General features: G+C 41.9%; 12 protein-coding genes. 6 read left to right on the top strand and 6 right to left on the bottom strand.

The features are described 5' to 3' along the window. Position 1: 1 nt before the first annotated feature. Entirely contained in the window at positions 2 to 1,882 is a 1,881-nt protein-coding gene (gene speA / locus EXT43_RS15885) for a biosynthetic arginine decarboxylase (protein WP_130167405.1), read from the bottom strand. Between the two features lie 198 nt (positions 1,883 to 2,080). Between speA and speE the strand changes: the two genes are divergently transcribed. After that, the gene (gene speE, locus EXT43_RS15880; protein ID WP_062564803.1) at positions 2,081 to 2,944 is read left to right on the top strand and encodes a polyamine aminopropyltransferase; all 864 of its coding nucleotides are present in this window, start codon (positions 2,081 to 2,083) and stop codon (positions 2,942 to 2,944) included. A 55-nt stretch (positions 2,945 to 2,999) separates the two neighbouring features. Here speE and EXT43_RS15875 read toward each other — a convergent pair whose 3' ends face one another. The 3 genes from EXT43_RS15875 to EXT43_RS15865 form a co-directional block, all read right to left on the bottom strand. Next, on the bottom strand, positions 3,000 to 4,601 hold the full coding sequence (locus EXT43_RS15875; protein ID WP_063527417.1) for a methyl-accepting chemotaxis protein: 1,602 nt from the start codon (positions 4,599 to 4,601) through the stop codon (positions 3,000 to 3,002). Between the two features lie 74 nt (positions 4,602 to 4,675). Beyond that, positions 4,676 to 5,905, bottom strand: coding sequence for a hypothetical protein (locus EXT43_RS15870; protein WP_063527418.1), 1,230 nt, complete (start codon positions 5,903 to 5,905; stop codon positions 4,676 to 4,678). Continuing rightward, the gene (locus EXT43_RS15865; protein WP_130167404.1) at positions 5,892 to 6,509 is read right to left on the bottom strand and encodes a methylamine utilization protein; all 618 of its coding nucleotides are present in this window, start codon (positions 6,507 to 6,509) and stop codon (positions 5,892 to 5,894) included. Before EXT43_RS15865 ends, EXT43_RS15870 begins: the two co-directional genes overlap by 14 nt. 160 nt (positions 6,510 to 6,669) lie before the next feature. Between EXT43_RS15865 and EXT43_RS15860 the strand changes: the two genes are divergently transcribed. Further along, positions 6,670 to 8,712 carry a glycoside hydrolase family 97 protein gene (locus EXT43_RS15860; protein ID WP_130167403.1) on the top strand — a complete coding sequence of 681 codons (2,043 nt, stop codon included), beginning with the start codon at positions 6,670 to 6,672 and terminating at the stop codon, positions 8,710 to 8,712. 145 nt (positions 8,713 to 8,857) lie between these two features. Here the strand turns inward: EXT43_RS15860 and envZ are convergent, their stop codons facing one another. Together envZ and ompR are read right to left on the bottom strand one after the other, a co-directional pair. After that, complete coding sequence (gene envZ / locus EXT43_RS15855) at positions 8,858 to 10,153, bottom strand: two-component system sensor histidine kinase EnvZ (protein ID WP_054562852.1); 1,296 nt, start codon at positions 10,151 to 10,153, stop codon at positions 8,858 to 8,860. A 5-nt stretch (positions 10,154 to 10,158) separates the two neighbouring features. Continuing rightward, the gene (ompR, locus tag EXT43_RS15850; RefSeq protein WP_054554428.1) at positions 10,159 to 10,878 is read right to left on the bottom strand and encodes a two-component system response regulator OmpR; all 720 of its coding nucleotides are present in this window, start codon (positions 10,876 to 10,878) and stop codon (positions 10,159 to 10,161) included. A gap of 166 nt (positions 10,879 to 11,044) precedes the next feature. Here ompR and greB point away from each other — a divergent pair, with 166 nt between their 5' ends. The 4 genes from greB (at position 11,045) to EXT43_RS15830 (ending at position 15,029) form a co-directional block, all read left to right on the top strand. Beyond that, positions 11,045 to 11,527 (top strand): transcription elongation factor GreB, encoded by a 483-nt coding sequence (gene greB, locus EXT43_RS15845; protein ID WP_054562853.1) that lies wholly within the window; start codon positions 11,045 to 11,047, stop codon positions 11,525 to 11,527. A gap of 114 nt (positions 11,528 to 11,641) precedes the next feature. Next, on the top strand, positions 11,642 to 11,947 hold the full coding sequence (locus EXT43_RS15840; protein WP_063528318.1) for a hypothetical protein: 306 nt from the start codon (positions 11,642 to 11,644) through the stop codon (positions 11,945 to 11,947). A 49-nt stretch (positions 11,948 to 11,996) separates the two neighbouring features. Further along, positions 11,997 to 12,578: a CBS domain-containing protein gene (locus tag EXT43_RS15835; protein WP_058586152.1), complete on the top strand. Its 582-nt coding sequence runs from the start codon at positions 11,997 to 11,999 to the stop codon at positions 12,576 to 12,578. Between the two features lie 135 nt (positions 12,579 to 12,713). Beyond that, a complete protein-coding gene (locus EXT43_RS15830; protein WP_063528317.1) occupies positions 12,714 to 15,029 on the top strand; it encodes a Tex family protein in 2,316 nt (771 codons plus the stop codon). Positions 15,030 to 15,049 lie beyond the last annotated feature (20 nt).

Genomic DNA, 15,049 nt, shown 5'->3' with positions numbered 1-15,049 from the left:
CTTAATCTTCAAAATACGTATAGCCAGCAAGGCCTGCATTTAGTTCTGACAAATATTGTGCCTTAGATTGCTCATCAATTGCCAGTGAGTTAACCCGTTTTGCAAAGTTTTCAGCAAGAATGTCGCTATCATAATCAACAAACTTTAATACGTCCTTAACGCTATCACCTTTAATTGCGTTAGTCAGCTGGTAACCCGCTTCAGTAAGCTCAACATGCACTGAATCTGTGTCGCCAAATAGGTTATGTAAATCACCTAAAATTTCTTGATACGCGCCCACTAAGAACATGGCAATGTGGTATTGCTGACCTTGCTTGTACTCAGGAATAGGTAAACTACTCTCAATACCTGTACCTTCAACATAGTTACGAATTTGTCCATCAGAGTCACAGGTAATGTCTTGAATAATAGCGCGTTGCGTTAATGGCTGATGAAGGTTTTCTACTGGCATCACAGGGAAAAGTTGCTGAATCCCCCAAACATCTGGCAGTGATTGAAATAATGAGAAATTAACGAATAGCTTATCGGCCAGCTTTTCGTTTAAATCATCTAACACTTCACGGTGGGCACGGGCATTTTCGCTGAGGGATGCACGAACGCGGTGTAAAATGGTGAAATACAGCTGCTCAAGCTTCGCCCATTCAAGCATAGTGAGTAGGCCATGCACATATTGGTCATGGGCTTCACTAAATAGATGCATTGCATCATGATAAATTTCTAGTGCCATACGTGGTGTTAAACGCTGTAAGCACTGCCACATTTCATCTAACACTAATACGCTGTCAGCCTCAGGCGCCGTTGGATTCGCATGGTTAGGTGCACGCTCAACATCAATAACATCTGTAATTAATACTGCGTGGTGCGCAGTTAACGCACGGCCAGATTCAGTAATAATGGCTGGGTGCTTAAGATTATGTTGTTGGCATACTTCAGCAAATGCATTCACTACATTACGTGCATATTCATCAACACTGTAGTTCATTGAACACGAACTACGTGAACCAGACCCTTCATAGTCAACACCTAAACCGCCACCAACATCAACTGTATTAAGTGGCACGCCTAACTGCGTTAACTCTGCAAAATGGCGGGCACATTCACGCAGTGCTCGATGAATATCACGGATATTGGCAATTTGAGAGCCGATATGAAAATGCACAAGTTGCATTAAATGGAGTTTATTACGTGACTTAAGTAGCTCAACCGCAGAAAGTACTTGGCCTGCAGTTAAACCAAATTTGCCTTTTTCACCACCGGTGTTTTGCCATTTACCTTTGCCTACCGAGTTTAAGCGAATGCGAATACCGATTGATGGCTCAATACCTAAGTCATCAATTTCAGCCAATAAGGTGGTTAGTTCAGACAGTTTTTCTACAACAATATGAACCTTATGGCCCATGCCTTGACCGATACAGGCTAAACGTAAAAACTCACTGTCTTTGTAGCCATTACAAACAATAGTAATTGGCTCTTGTGCTACACCTAAAATCGCCATAAGCTCAGGCTTTGAGCCGGCTTCAAGGCCGACTAAACCACTTGGATGGGCAAGTAATTTACTAACCACAGAACGCTGCTGATTAACCTTGATTGGGTAAACACAGGTATAACTACCTTGGTATTCACGGGCATTACAGGCTTTGGTAAAAGCACTCGTTAGGGTATCAACACGATTTTGTAAAATGTCGGTAAAGCGTACTAGTACAGGTAAAGTAAGACCTTGCTTTTTGAATTGCTCGGTTAGTTCAGATAAAGACACCGCAGCTTTTGTTTGATCGCCATCAGGGTAAGCCACCAGCTCACCTTGTGCGTTAATGTCAAAGTAACCGTCACTCCAATGAGCAACATTGTATATATCGCGTGCTTTGTCTAAACCCCAAGTCATGGCAATGTCTTCTGTAATTTCATTAAATATAAACGCACATTTTAATACGCTAGGGCTGACCACGCTAACAAAAATTGCGCTATATGCCAAAGTGATAAAAAATATTCGCTATACTGATTAAAATTTGATTGAGCAATTGGTCAAGCACTGGCAAAATTGCCCCCCTTTTTTACCATTAACCAAAAGTGTATAAGCAAGATGGCTAATTTAGATCAAAACAACTGGTTCACTGAAATTAGTGACCGTGATGGTAGTGCCTTTTCATTACGCATTACTAAAAAGCTTGATGAACAGCAATCGCCATTTCAAAAAGTAGAAATGTACGAAACAACTGACTTCGGTAATCTGATGATTATTGACGGTTGTACTATGGTAAGTAGCCGTGAAAACTTTTTTTATCACGAGATGATCAGCCATCCGGCATTGCTTGCACACCCAAATCCAAAAAATGTTGTGATCATTGGTGGTGGTGACTGCGGTACTTTACGCGAAGTTTTAAAACACCCAGGTGTTGAGAGCGTAACGCAAATTGATATCGACGAAGTCGTGACACAAATGTCACTTAAATACTTCCCTGAGCTGTGTGAATCAAACCAAGATCCTCGTGCAACAGTGATGTTTGACGACGGCATCAAGTACATGCGTGAAGCAGCGCCTGAATCAATCGATGTAGTAATTGTTGATGGAACAGATCCAGTTGGCCCAGGCGAAGGTTTATTCAACCACGCTTTCTATACTAGCTGTTTAACTGCACTTCGTCCGGGTGGCATCTTAATTCAGCAAAGTGAATCACCACTTATGCATATGCCACTATTAGTAGAAATGCGTGATGCAATGACAGAAGTGGGTTTTGTTGACCTACAAACGCTGCCTTTCCCACAGCCAATTTACCCAAGCGGTTTATGGTCAGTAACCCTTGCTCGTAAGTCAGAAGCGTTCTCTGGTTTTCGTGAAGATGATGCAAATACACTGGCGCAAAGCACAGAGTACTATAATGCAGGTATTCACCACGGCGCATTAGCGACACCAAATTATATGAAACGTGCTTTTGAGAAAAAGTAAGCGTTTTAGTTAGATGTAAAAAAGGGCTCATTGAGCCCTTTTTTGTTAGCTTTAATTAGACTTTAAATCGATTCACTAAATGATTGAGCTCATCAGTGAGTTGGTTCATACGATTAGCCACTTCTTGTGTTGAACTTGCTAAGCCGCCCCCTTGTTGGGTTTGGTCATTTAGGTCTGATAAATTTTGACTAATTTCATCTGCCACAGCAGTTTGCTCTTCAGTCGCTTGCGCTGTCTGCATCGCCATATCATTTACCTTAACTGATGACTCTTGCATTGAGTTAAGCACATCATTGGTTTGTGTGAATGACTCAACCGCTTCATCGGCATAGCGCTTACCACTGTTAATAGCTTGCAGTGACTGCTCAACGCTGGTTGCAAACTGCTCCACCATAGTTTGAATGTCATTAGTACTCTCTTGCGTGCGAGTTGCAAGGGTACGAACCTCGTCAGCTACTACCGCAAAACCTCGCCCTTGTTCTCCGGCGCGGGCAGCTTCAATAGCTGCATTCAGTGCAAGTAGGTTAGTTTGCTCAGCAATAGCACGAATAACTTCAAGCACTTTAGCAATGTTGTCTGAGCTTTGTTGCAACTCAGTTGAACGCTGGCTGGCATGATCCATGTTGTCTGATAGCGCAATAATTTTACGGCTTGAATTATCAACCGCAGCTAAACCTTGTTTAGCTAGCTGCTGCGAATTATCAGCTTCATGAGATGAGTTTTGCGCCACATTAGCTACTTCGCGACTTGCTACACTCATTTCATGTACAGCACTGACTATCGACTCAGAAGCTTGGCTAAGCTTTTGGTTAACTTGATGGTTTTGATTAGCAAAGTTATCTAAGTCGTTACCTAGATTATGTAGCTCTTTCGCTTGCTCTAAAATGTCTTTGATTAACTGCTGCAGATTATCTAAAAAACGATTAAATGCGGTTGCTAACTCGGCAAATTCATCTTGCGTTTTAATATTGATACGACCTGTTAAATCACCATCTCCAGAGGCTATCTCGTTAATCCGCTCTGTGACAAAGTTAATTTGTTTTGTAAGCTGACGCGGCACAAAATAACTAAACCAACCAGCAACAGCTAAAACCACTGCAATCATCACCATAAGCATCACTTTAAAGCCTATTACTTTATCCATCAGCTTTTCTGTTTCTGCTTGAGAGGTTTTGTCTGCAGCTTCTCCGGCTTTATCTAAAATATCACGTAGTGCTGAAAAGCTTTGCTCAGACGCTTGTTGTTGCGCAGCATTTGCTGGGTTATTAATATGAGCTGTTGATGCTGCATACCAAGCGTCAAATGCGCTATCAAAGTTACGAAACTGACCGGTCACCTCAGAGTATGGCGACATATAAGATAAATATTGCTTGAAACGGTCTTTAACCTGTTCGGCATTTTCTTGATGATCATTAAGTTGGCCTTTATCCCCTTTCATTAGGGTAACGAGTTGCAGCTCTGCGACTTTAGCTTGGTATAGGTCTCGGTCAGCATTAACAACCACAGAGACAGCATTTAAGAAGCGTTCTGACTGTGCATCAATCGCTTCTTTTTGAAGGTTAATTAGATAGGTATAGCCAGCAATTAAAATGACGATAGCAATGCCGAGTAGCACAATAGGCAAAGAACTTTTGACGCGAATGCTTTGTAACTTCATACATTATCCTAATTTAAATTCTAATCAGCACGTTCATTAGAATGTTAGTAGAAAAACTGAAAAAGTGTATGAAATTAAAAGTGCCAACTCGCTGAAAGTTGCAATTGCTGCTGCGAGTTATGCTCATTAAATCCCATACCGGGTCTATTTTGAGCGTCACTGCTCAGCACTGAATATTCAGCACCTACTTGCCACTTGGTCGACAGTTGATAACGCCAACTTGCGGTTAAAGCTTCTCCACGACTTTGGTTAGGATCAAATTGCCAATCATCATGATCGCTAACCTTAAAATAATCATACCTAATTGTGAGACGATGCTGGTCCAACTTGTGACTTAATAGAACAAAATGACTATAAAAATCATTGTCTACCCCACGATTTGTACCCATCGCTGTTTTACCATCAAGGATCTGTACAATAATGCGGGTTTGCTTATTAAACTTATACAACCATGCCGCACTTAAAAAACGTGTATCCCACGCATATTGACCAGTACGGGTATTCAACGCACCTGGATCGCCATTGTTGTCATAATAATAAACACGTAATTGCGATTTTTTTTGATAATCCCAGTGTGCACCGACGTAATAACCAAAGCGCCCATCTACTTCTTCGAAGGGTTCCACATGCTCTGCTTGCTTATCTAACTGCGTCCATTCAAAAGAATGAGGAATAGCAAAATCGATTTGTTCGTTAAAGGTGGTTTGCCTGTCATGCATAGCGAACCCTCGCCATGACAAGAGTGTTCCAGCTGGATCGTTACCTTTAAAAACCGCAGCAAAGCCTTCAAAACTATGGTTACTTCTAAATTTCCTACCTGGGCGCTTGATGTTTGCCTCTAAACCAAAGGCCCGCACCTCTTCGCCAATCCAGCTATTAATCGCAGAATTAGTGTAGTTATAAGGTGACATCCAACCACTTTGTGGGTTTTCAAGTGACATTTTTGGATAAAAGCCACCGGCTTTAACAGCCCATTTGTAACGACTTGCAGTGAGCGGTTGATATTGTAAATAAGCCTGAGTAAAACCGACTGTTAGTTCAGGATCAGGATGGGCGTTAAGCACTGTATGCGCAGACCAATCACTCGTTAACTCAAAACGACTACTCAGCATAGCTTGGGATATCACAACACCATCATGCTCTTGGTCATAACGGTATAAGCCAATTCCTTTGCGCTGATAGCTCGCTAGTTGGTCACCACGCACAGCCGAAACAGTTACCAGCCCATCATGCTCAGCAAATGCCACTGCGGGCAACCCAAAAACACTCGCCAGTGCTAAAGCTTGCCATTTATTCATAATCATCAAACTCGTCACTGCTTAATTCTAGTTTTGGTAATAAGGCTTGTTTTAGCTGGTAGCTCAATGACTTTGCATTGTTAGTCATATCGATGGTTTCTGGTGTGCTGATATCATTAAAGCGGTCATGCCAAACAGCCAAAGTAAACTTACCTTCTGGTAAGCTTAACTCAACCATACCTTGCTCATCTGTTTGCCCATAAATACCCCCATCTACAACCACAATGTAACCCAGCATCCAGTCATGAATGTTACAGCCAAGCTCAACAACCCCCGATTGTGCAAAGTTAATCGGTTTTTCTGGTTTATCGTGGTAAAGCTTTAACTCAAATTGCTTTGTTTTAGAAAATGAATAAACGTGGTGCATGATTGAATCAAGGTTAGGAAACTCAACATTAGCCCCTTGTGGCACTGCCAACACATGAGGCACAAAGGCACGTTTTTTTTGGCTCATAGTGTAATGACTATCAATAGATGTAAGTTGTTTTGAGCCTTTAAGCCAAACCACTGCATTTTTGACAGGTTGATTCTGCTTATCAACTATCTGTATTTGCTGTGCCAATAAACATTGACTAAACAATAGTAGTAGCAACAGGGTTATTCTTGTCATTTTGCTAAACCTTTTTAGGTGCTGGGCTGGATATCGCCGCGTTCACTTTGTTGAATACGTATGCAGATCTCTCGTATTAACCAGCAAGTCACTTTATGCTTTAAGGATATATGTGAATACATGACAACAATCCATAACCATAAGCCGCCAAGGAACAACAATGCGATTAACTGCCTTAATGTTAGCAGCCTTTTCAGGTACTTGCCTAGCACAAACCACAACCGTCAGTTCACCTGATGGGCAGATCAAAGTAACTATCTCAGATGAGCAACACACACCTAGCTACGAAATCAGCTTTGCCGGTAAACAAGTCATTGCTAACTCTTCGTTAGGCCTTGTTTTTAAACAACAACCAGCAATGAGTAAAGGTTATAAAATTAGCAGCCAAACCACTGATTCGGTAAAAAGCAGCTGGGAGCAACCTTGGGGTGAACGCCAAACTGTGGTTGATAACCATAACGAAGTCGCTGTTACCTTTAAAAAACCACAACCACAAGGTGGCACATTTACGGTACGTTTTCGTGCTTTTAATGATGGTGTCGGCTTTCGATACGAATTACCAAAACAAGCTGGCTATGATGCTGTAGAAATCACTAAAGAGCTTACAGAGTTTGCTATTACAGATTCATCAGATGCAACAGCTTGGTGGATCCCCGCTCGTGGTTGGAACCGTTATGAATATGTTTATAACACCACCCCACTTCATAAAGCGGCACTTGTACACACACCATTTACTATAAAAAATAAAGAGGGTGTGCATATCAGTATTCACGAAGCCGCCCTTATTGATTATGCAGGCATGGTTTTAAATCAACGTCGTGATGGTACTTTCCAAGCAGATTTAACACCTTGGTCAGACGGTGTCGCGGTTAAAAAGCACGGCGCATTTAATACTCCTTGGCGTACAATTCAAATTGGTGATGAAGCCGTTGATTTAATCAACTCAGATATCATCTTAAACCTAAACGAACCAAATAAACTGGGTGATGTATCTTGGGTTAAACCAGGTAAATACGTAGGTATTTGGTGGGGGATGCACATCAATGAAAATACTTGGGGTAGCGGTAAAATTCATGGTGCAACCACTGCAAACACTAAATATTACATGGACTTCGCTGCTAAATATGGCTTCGATGGCGTGTTAGTTGAAGGCTGGAATATTGGCTGGGATGGCGACTGGTTCTATAACGGTGACGTATTTAGTTTCACACAACCTTATGACGACTTTGATATTGAAGAGCTGACACGTTACGGCAAAGAAAAAGGCGTACAATTAATTGGTCACCACGAAACTTCGGGCAACGTGACCAACTACCGTAACCAAATGGAAGATGCATTTGCGTTATACGAAAAATCAAATGTAAGCCAAGTTAAAACTGGTTATGTTGCTGACGGTGGTAACATCAAGCGTATCGATGAAAACGGCATTGTACGCAAAGAGTGGCACGATGGTCAGTTCATGGTTAATGAATACCTACACAACGTAAAACTTGCCGCAAAACATAAAATTAGTATCAACACACATGAGCCTGTGAAAGATACCGGCCTACGTCGTACATACCCGAACTGGATTGCTCGTGAAGGAGCCCGTGGTCAAGAGTTTAACGCATGGGGTACACCGCCGAACCCACCAGAGCATATTCCAATGCTAGCTTTCACCCGTATGCTTGCAGGCCCAATGGATTTTACGCCAGGTATTTTTGATATGGGCTTTAACGGTTTAGGTGCTGATACCAACCGCCCACAAACGACCCTAGCGAAGCAATTAGCGCTATATGTTGTAATGTACAGCCCAATTCAAATGGCGGCAGATTTACCACGTAACTACTTAGCGAAGCCAGATGCATTCCAGTTTATTCAGGATGTACCAACTGATTGGCAACAAAGTATTGCACTACAAGGTGAAGTTGGCGATTTCGTTGTATTTGCGCGTAAAGAACGCAAGCGTGATCAATACTCAGGTAACGACTGGTATCTAGGTGCTGTTACAGACGAAAAAGCTCGCACTTTAGAAGTGAAGTTAGACTTCTTAGATAAAGGTAAAAAGTTTGAAGCGCAAATCTACCGTGACGGTGACAAAGCTGAATGGGTAAATAACCCTTACGACTTAAAAGTAGAAAAACGCATAGTGACTGCTGATGATAAGCTAACGTTAAAGCTTGCCACCAGCGGCGGCACAGCGATTCGATTTAAAGCGATGTAAGCTGCTAGTTGCTAGTTGCTAGTTGCTAGTTGCTAAAAAATTATGAAAAGCGCGGCATTTGATGTCGCGTTTTTTTATTGCCATAAAAAAGCAGCCCACTCGGGCTGCTTGAAACTTATAGCTTAAGGCTTAAAGCTAAATACTTTTAAAAAGGCAAATAGATTTGCGCGCTAAGGCCACCTTCTGGGCGATTAAGTAGTTGTACTCGGCCGCCGTGCATATCGACAATACGTTTAATTATCGCAAGGCCTAAGCCACTGCCTTCGCTACCGCGAGCAGCATCACCTTGTTTAAACGGTTCAAATACAGTTTCAAGTTCGCTTTCAGGGATCCCCGGGCCATGATCGTTAACCACGACCATGGCAAACTTTTTATTACTACTCACGCGGGTTTCGACCTCTATATCTCCATCTGAATAGCGAATTGCGTTTTCAATCATATTAGTAACAACACGCTTTATTGCTACCATACTCACTGGCACTTCGCTTAAGCTCGGATTCTCTTTAAAGGTAATAGTGCGGTGATGTTTTTGTTCAGCTTCGACAACTTCTGAAACAATCGCGTTTAAATCTTCTAGCTCAAGTTCTTCACGTTTGTGATGACGTAAGTATTCAATGAATTGGTCGATAATGGCATTCATGTCTTCAATATCATGAATGATCCCTTCACGCAGGTAATCTTCATCGTCCGACATCATTTCGGTGGCAAGGCGAATACGTGTAAGCGGTGTACGCAAGTCATGGGAAACACCTGCCATTAATAACCGACGGTCGTTCTCAAGAGCTGCAATACCACGCGACATTTGGTTAAACGCACGGGTTACTTCAATGACTTCTGTAGAGCCCTGCTCTTCTAATTTGGTAGAAAAGTCACCCACGCCTACTTTCACAGCAGCTTGTTGCAATGCTTTTAAAGGTCTATTTAGATGGCGGGCAAACAACCACCCACCGAGTACACTTAAAAAGCCAATACTCGATAAATAAAAAGTTAAAAACTTTAAGTTGTTTTCTTGTAGGCCGGTGAGCGGCACACGCACCCAATAACCCGGTGCTTGCGGTGCTTCAACCCAATAAACCAGTGGATCGGTTTGGCTTATTCGTACCCGAGCAGAGCCATTAAGCTCTTTCGACATGCTCCGCGATAGCATTGAGTACTCACGAGTTTCAGCTAACCCCTCACTCATCGCTTGGCGCTGGGTCATCACTTCGATACCGGTGATCTCAAAAAACTTGTCAGAGGCTTCTTTGCTTACCTCAACGCCCTCTTCCCATTCAATAAACACGGTTTTCACCTGTTTAGATAGGATCAGGTTTACTTGTTCTATAGTTGGTTTAACAACATAAAAACTAACCGTGATATAAGAGACAATTTGATTGATTAACAGCAGGGCTGCAACCAAAAATACCGTTTGTCCAAACGCACTACGTGGAAACATGCCCATTACTGTTATTTTTCACCGTCTGGCACAAATACGTAGCCTAAGCCCCATACTGTTTGTATATAACGAGGATTAGCAGCATCCACTTCAATCATACGGCGTAAGCGTGAAACCTGAACATCGATACTGCGCTCAAGCGCACTGTAATCTCGGCCACGCGCTAAGTTCATCAGTTTATCGCGACTAAGCGGTTCACGTGGATGAGTCACTAACGCTTTTAATACCGCAAACTCACCACTGGTTAACGACATTGTTTTATCACCATGGCTCATTTCGCGGGTCGCAAGGTTTAGCGTGAAGTCGCCAAAGCTAATTTCGTTTTCTTCGGCAGCAGGCGCACCTGGCACTTCTTTAGCACGACGACGTAAAATTGCTTTAATACGCGCTAACAATTCACGTGGGTTGAATGGTTTAGGAATGTAATCATCAGCACCAAGCTCTAAACCGATTATACGGTCAACCTCATCGCCTTTGGCTGTAAGCATTACAATTGGAATGTCATTTTCTTTTTGACGTAAACGACGGCAAATTGATAATCCATCTTCACCTGGCAACATTAAATCTAATACTATCAAATGGAAGTTTTCACGCTCTAATAAGCGATCCATCTGCTCTGAATTTGCTGCTGAGCGAACAATAAAGCCTTGTTCTACAAGGTAACGCTCTAGCAAGCTACGTAAGCGCATATCGTCATCAACAACCAATACTTTTGTCGTTTCGTGTCCCATAACTTTCATTCTTTTTGTAATATGTTACTTATTAATATAAATGAAAAAGTTAAGAATAAAAAACGAATTACGCGCTTAGATTGTTACTGAACATTTCAAAATCCGACTCGACAAAGGTAAAAGACTTTTATACCTTGCGGCTGGTTTTCTTTTTAGGCTGAATAAAATGGCAAAGACAAATTTAATAACCCGAGAAGGGTATCAGCAATTACAACAAGAACATGACTACTTATGGCATGAAAAGCGCCCTGAAATTACCAAAATTGTTACTTGGGCAGCAAGCTTAGGCGACCGTTCTGAAAACGCCGATTATCAATTTAATAAGCGAGTTTTACGACAGATAGATCGCCGTGTACGCTATCTTCGTAAACGCATGCCAGATCTTAAAATTGTTGACTACAACCCACAGCAAGCGGGAAAAGTGTTTTTTGGTGCTTGGGTCGAAATTGAGAATGAGCAAGGCGAAACAAAGCGCTTTCGTATTGTCGGCCCCGACGAAATTTACGAGCGCAAAGATTACATTTCGATTGATGCACCTATGGCTCGAGCGCTACTTGGCAAACAGGTTGATGATGATTTTTCGGTGAACACGCCTGAAGGCGCAAAAGAATGGTATATCAACGAGATAACTTATCCGGATGCGAAATAATTTTTGCCAGAAAATTCAGAAAGCGTTAATTAGTGATTGTTTAGTCTAAAAATGTGATCTATAACTAAAGGTACTCAAGATAAATCATTACTTGAGTTTTAGAAGGTAGTAAGTATGTCAAACGCAATACAACGCATAATGAGTAATGCCATTGTATTCGCACTATTAATTAGTGTGAGTTTGATATCTTACGCCAGTGATATAGAAAGCCATTCAGACAGTGTTACGCCAACCGCTCACTTTATTGCGTGTGATAGTGCAGACCCTGCCAACTTAGATACCGACCTCGATAAACATACTCCTGCGTTCATTGCTAATGTAGCCCAACCACTGCCAGATGCACGTGTGGTTTCGTATGTTCACCCTTGTAATAAGGTGTCTGTTTATAGCGCGCACCAGCGAGGGCCACCTGCTTTTTAATTAACTCAAATTTTCTATTTCAGTTTTATTAAAATGTATGGTGACCAAAATGAATAATTTCAAAGAATTACGTCTTCAAGATATCTCTAATGGCGCATTATCTAATGCAGTGAATGAAGTTGAGCCAACACTAGATCTCACTTCTTCAGCTTTAAAAGTACTTAATAGCTTTACTAAAAAAGACCCTTTACGTGCACATTACGGCACCACTATTGTTGATGCTTTAAAGCAAACAAATAGCTGTTGCTCAGATTTTATTTTAGTGGTTGATAGCGAAGATAAACTACTCGGCATCACCTCTAGTGCTGATCTGCAAAGCTCAAAAATTATGATCCTTGCACAGCGCTTGAACTTACACCGTGACGAAATTACTTTACACGATGTAATGACGCCACTTAGCAGCTTAGCTGGTGTGAGCCTACAAAGCATCAGCTACGCAAGTATTGGCGATGCACTGCAAACCATGGAACACCAAGGTATGATGTTCTTATTAGTAACCAGTGCTAAACAAGAAATATGTGGTTTGATTTCAGCTCGAGAGATCGCTAAAAAATTACATATCCCTGTTAATATCAACCCAATTGCTAATGGCTTTAGCGAAGTATTACAGCAGGTTGATCACCCGCACTAAGCGTTAAAATCTGCGTTGTGTAAGACTATTTTTGCAGGCCTTAAAAGCAGTGCTTTTAAGGCCTTCTTATTGTGATATTATTCAGGCAATTAATCTTCAGTTTTACTGATTTTCTATTTTTAAAAAGGTTTATGCATGAGCAATATCTCTGCACGCTTAGCAACAGAGCTAAGTGCCCAGCAACCACAGGTTGTTGCTGCAATCAAATTACTTGATGAAGGTGCCACAGTTCCTTTTATCGCCCGTTATCGTAAAGAAGTAACTGGTGGCTTAGATGACACGCAACTACGTTTACTTGAACAGCGCTTATCGTATTTACGTGAATTAGAAGAGCGCCGTAGCTTTATCCTTAATACTATTGAAGAGCAAGGCAAACTAACAGCCGAGCTAAGTGCTGATATTAATAACGCTGACAGTAAAACTGAGCTTGAAGATTTATATCTGCCTTTCAAACCTAAGCGTCGTACAAAAGGGCAAATTGCCATTGAAGCGGGTATTGAGCCGCTTGCCGATGCGCTATTTAACAACCCAAGCCTCGACCCAGAACAACAAGCAGGTGACTACATTAATGCTGATGCAGGCTTTGCAGATAATAAAACGGTGCTAGATGGCGCTAAATTTATCTTAATGGAACGCTTTGCTGAAGACGCAAAATTGCTAGCTAAATTCCGTAGTCATATCGCACAACATGGTCAGATTGAAAGTACTGTAATTGCTGGCCAAGAAAATGAAGGCGTAAAGTACCGCGACTACTTTGAGCATCAAGAACCGCTTAAAAAAGTACCATCACACCGTGCACTTGCTATGCTGCGTGCTCGTAATGAAGGCGTATTACAACTTAGTATCAACCCTGAGCCAAGCGCAGAAAACCCGGCGCAAGTGTGTGCACAAATGATTGCCGATCATTATCGCTTAGATGTTAGCAATTCTGCTGCAAGCAGTTGGTTAATGGGCGTAGTGCAATGGGCATGGAAAATTAAGTTAAGCCTTCACCTTGAGAATGAATTTTTAGGTGCAATGCGCGAAAAAGCAGAAACCGGCGCAATTGACGTTTTTGCTAAGAACTTAAAAGATTTATTAATGGCCGCTCCAGCAGGTCCACGTACCACGTTAGGTCTAGATCCTGGTTTACGTACTGGTTGTAAAATTGCTGTTGTAGATAGCACAGGCAAGCTGTTAACAACACAAACGATTTTCCCGCACGCACCACAAAATCATTGGGATAAATCGCTTCGTACTCTTGAGCAATTATGCCGCCAGCATAAAGTTGAGCTAATCGCTATTGGTAATGGTACCGCTTCACGTGAATCTGACAAATTAGTAGCAGAACTGATTAAAGCCAACACTGAGCTTAAACTTAATAAAGTGATGGTTAGTGAAGCAGGCGCTTCTGTTTATTCAGCATCTGAGTTTGCCGCTAATGAATTCCCTAACCTTGATGTTTCACTACGTGGTGCTGTGTCTATTGCACGCCGCTTACAAGATCCACTTGCTGAGCTGGTAAAAATTGAGCCTAAATCAATCGGTGTAGGTCAATATCAGCACGATGTATCGCAAAGCCAACTTGGTCAAACGCTAACATCAGTGGTTGAAGACTGTGTAAACTCAGTAGGTGTAGACCTAAATATGGCGTCAGTGCCACTACTTACTCGCGTATCTGGCTTAAACAAAACGTTAGCACAAAACATTGTTAGCTACCGTGATGCGAATGGCTCATTTAACAAGCGCTCTGAACTTAAGAAAGTTGAACGTTTAGGGCCTAAAGCCTTTGAACAAGCTGCCGGTTTCTTACGTATCAGCACAGGCTCAGATCCTCTTGATAACTCGTCAGTCCACCCTGAAGCCTACCCGGTTGTTAAGCGTATCTGCGAGAAGAACAGCTTAGATGTAAACAGCCTAATTGGTAACTCTGACATCCTAAATAAGCTCGTTGCAAACGACTACACAGACGAAAAATTTGGTTTACCAACGGTTACCGACATTATCAAAGAACTTGATAAACCGGGTCGTGACCCGCGTCCTGAGTTTAAAACAGCTGAATTTAAAGCCGGTGTTGAAACCATTAACGACCTAAAACCAGGTATGATTTTAGAAGGTGTAGTGTCTAACGTTGCTAACTTTGGTGCCTTCGTTGATGTGGGCGTACACCAAGATGGTTTAGTGCATATTTCTGCTATTACTAACAAGTTTATTTCTGACCCACGTGAAGTGGTTAAAGCTGGCGATATTGTAAAAGTAAAAGTAGTTGAAGTAGATGCTGCGCGTAAACGTATTAGCTTTACCATGCGTTTAGACGATGATGTTGATACTAGCAATAAAGCTGCACCCGCTAGCAAACCTAAGCCAGCTGCGAAAGCGAAAAGCGCACCTAAGCAAAAACGCGAATTTGGCAATGTTGCCATGGGTAATGCCTTTGCAGATGCATTTGCCAATGCAAAAGTGAAAAAATAATAGGCTGTAGGCATAAGTCG

This window comes from Pseudoalteromonas sp. CO109Y (assembly GCF_004208935.1).
GTDB lineage: Bacteria > Pseudomonadota > Gammaproteobacteria > Enterobacterales > Alteromonadaceae > Pseudoalteromonas > Pseudoalteromonas shioyasakiensis.
The sequence above is the reverse complement of the archived record's forward strand: the minus strand, read 5'-3'. Positions and strand labels throughout refer to the sequence as shown.

Coding starts and splice junctions, on each gene's coding strand:
- ompR (WP_054554428.1), bottom strand. CDS start 10,878: ATGGGACACGAAACGACAAAAGTATTGGTTGTTGATGACGATATGCGC.
- speA (WP_130167405.1), bottom strand. CDS start 1,882: ATGACTTGGGGTTTAGACAAAGCACGCGATATATACAATGTTGCTCAT.
- EXT43_RS15875 (WP_063527417.1), bottom strand. CDS start 4,601: ATGAAGTTACAAAGCATTCGCGTCAAAAGTTCTTTGCCTATTGTGCTA.
- EXT43_RS15865 (WP_130167404.1), bottom strand. CDS start 6,509: ATGACAAGAATAACCCTGTTGCTACTACTATTGTTTAGTCAATGTTTA.
- EXT43_RS15840 (WP_063528318.1), top strand. CDS start 11,642: ATGTCAAACGCAATACAACGCATAATGAGTAATGCCATTGTATTCGCA.
- EXT43_RS15860 (WP_130167403.1), top strand. CDS start 6,670: ATGCGATTAACTGCCTTAATGTTAGCAGCCTTTTCAGGTACTTGCCTA.
- EXT43_RS15835 (WP_058586152.1), top strand. CDS start 11,997: ATGAATAATTTCAAAGAATTACGTCTTCAAGATATCTCTAATGGCGCA.
- envZ (WP_054562852.1), bottom strand. CDS start 10,153: ATGGGCATGTTTCCACGTAGTGCGTTTGGACAAACGGTATTTTTGGTT.
- EXT43_RS15870 (WP_063527418.1), bottom strand. CDS start 5,905: ATGATTATGAATAAATGGCAAGCTTTAGCACTGGCGAGTGTTTTTGGG.
- EXT43_RS15830 (WP_063528317.1), top strand. CDS start 12,714: ATGAGCAATATCTCTGCACGCTTAGCAACAGAGCTAAGTGCCCAGCAA.
- greB (WP_054562853.1), top strand. CDS start 11,045: ATGGCAAAGACAAATTTAATAACCCGAGAAGGGTATCAGCAATTACAA.
- speE (WP_062564803.1), top strand. CDS start 2,081: ATGGCTAATTTAGATCAAAACAACTGGTTCACTGAAATTAGTGACCGT.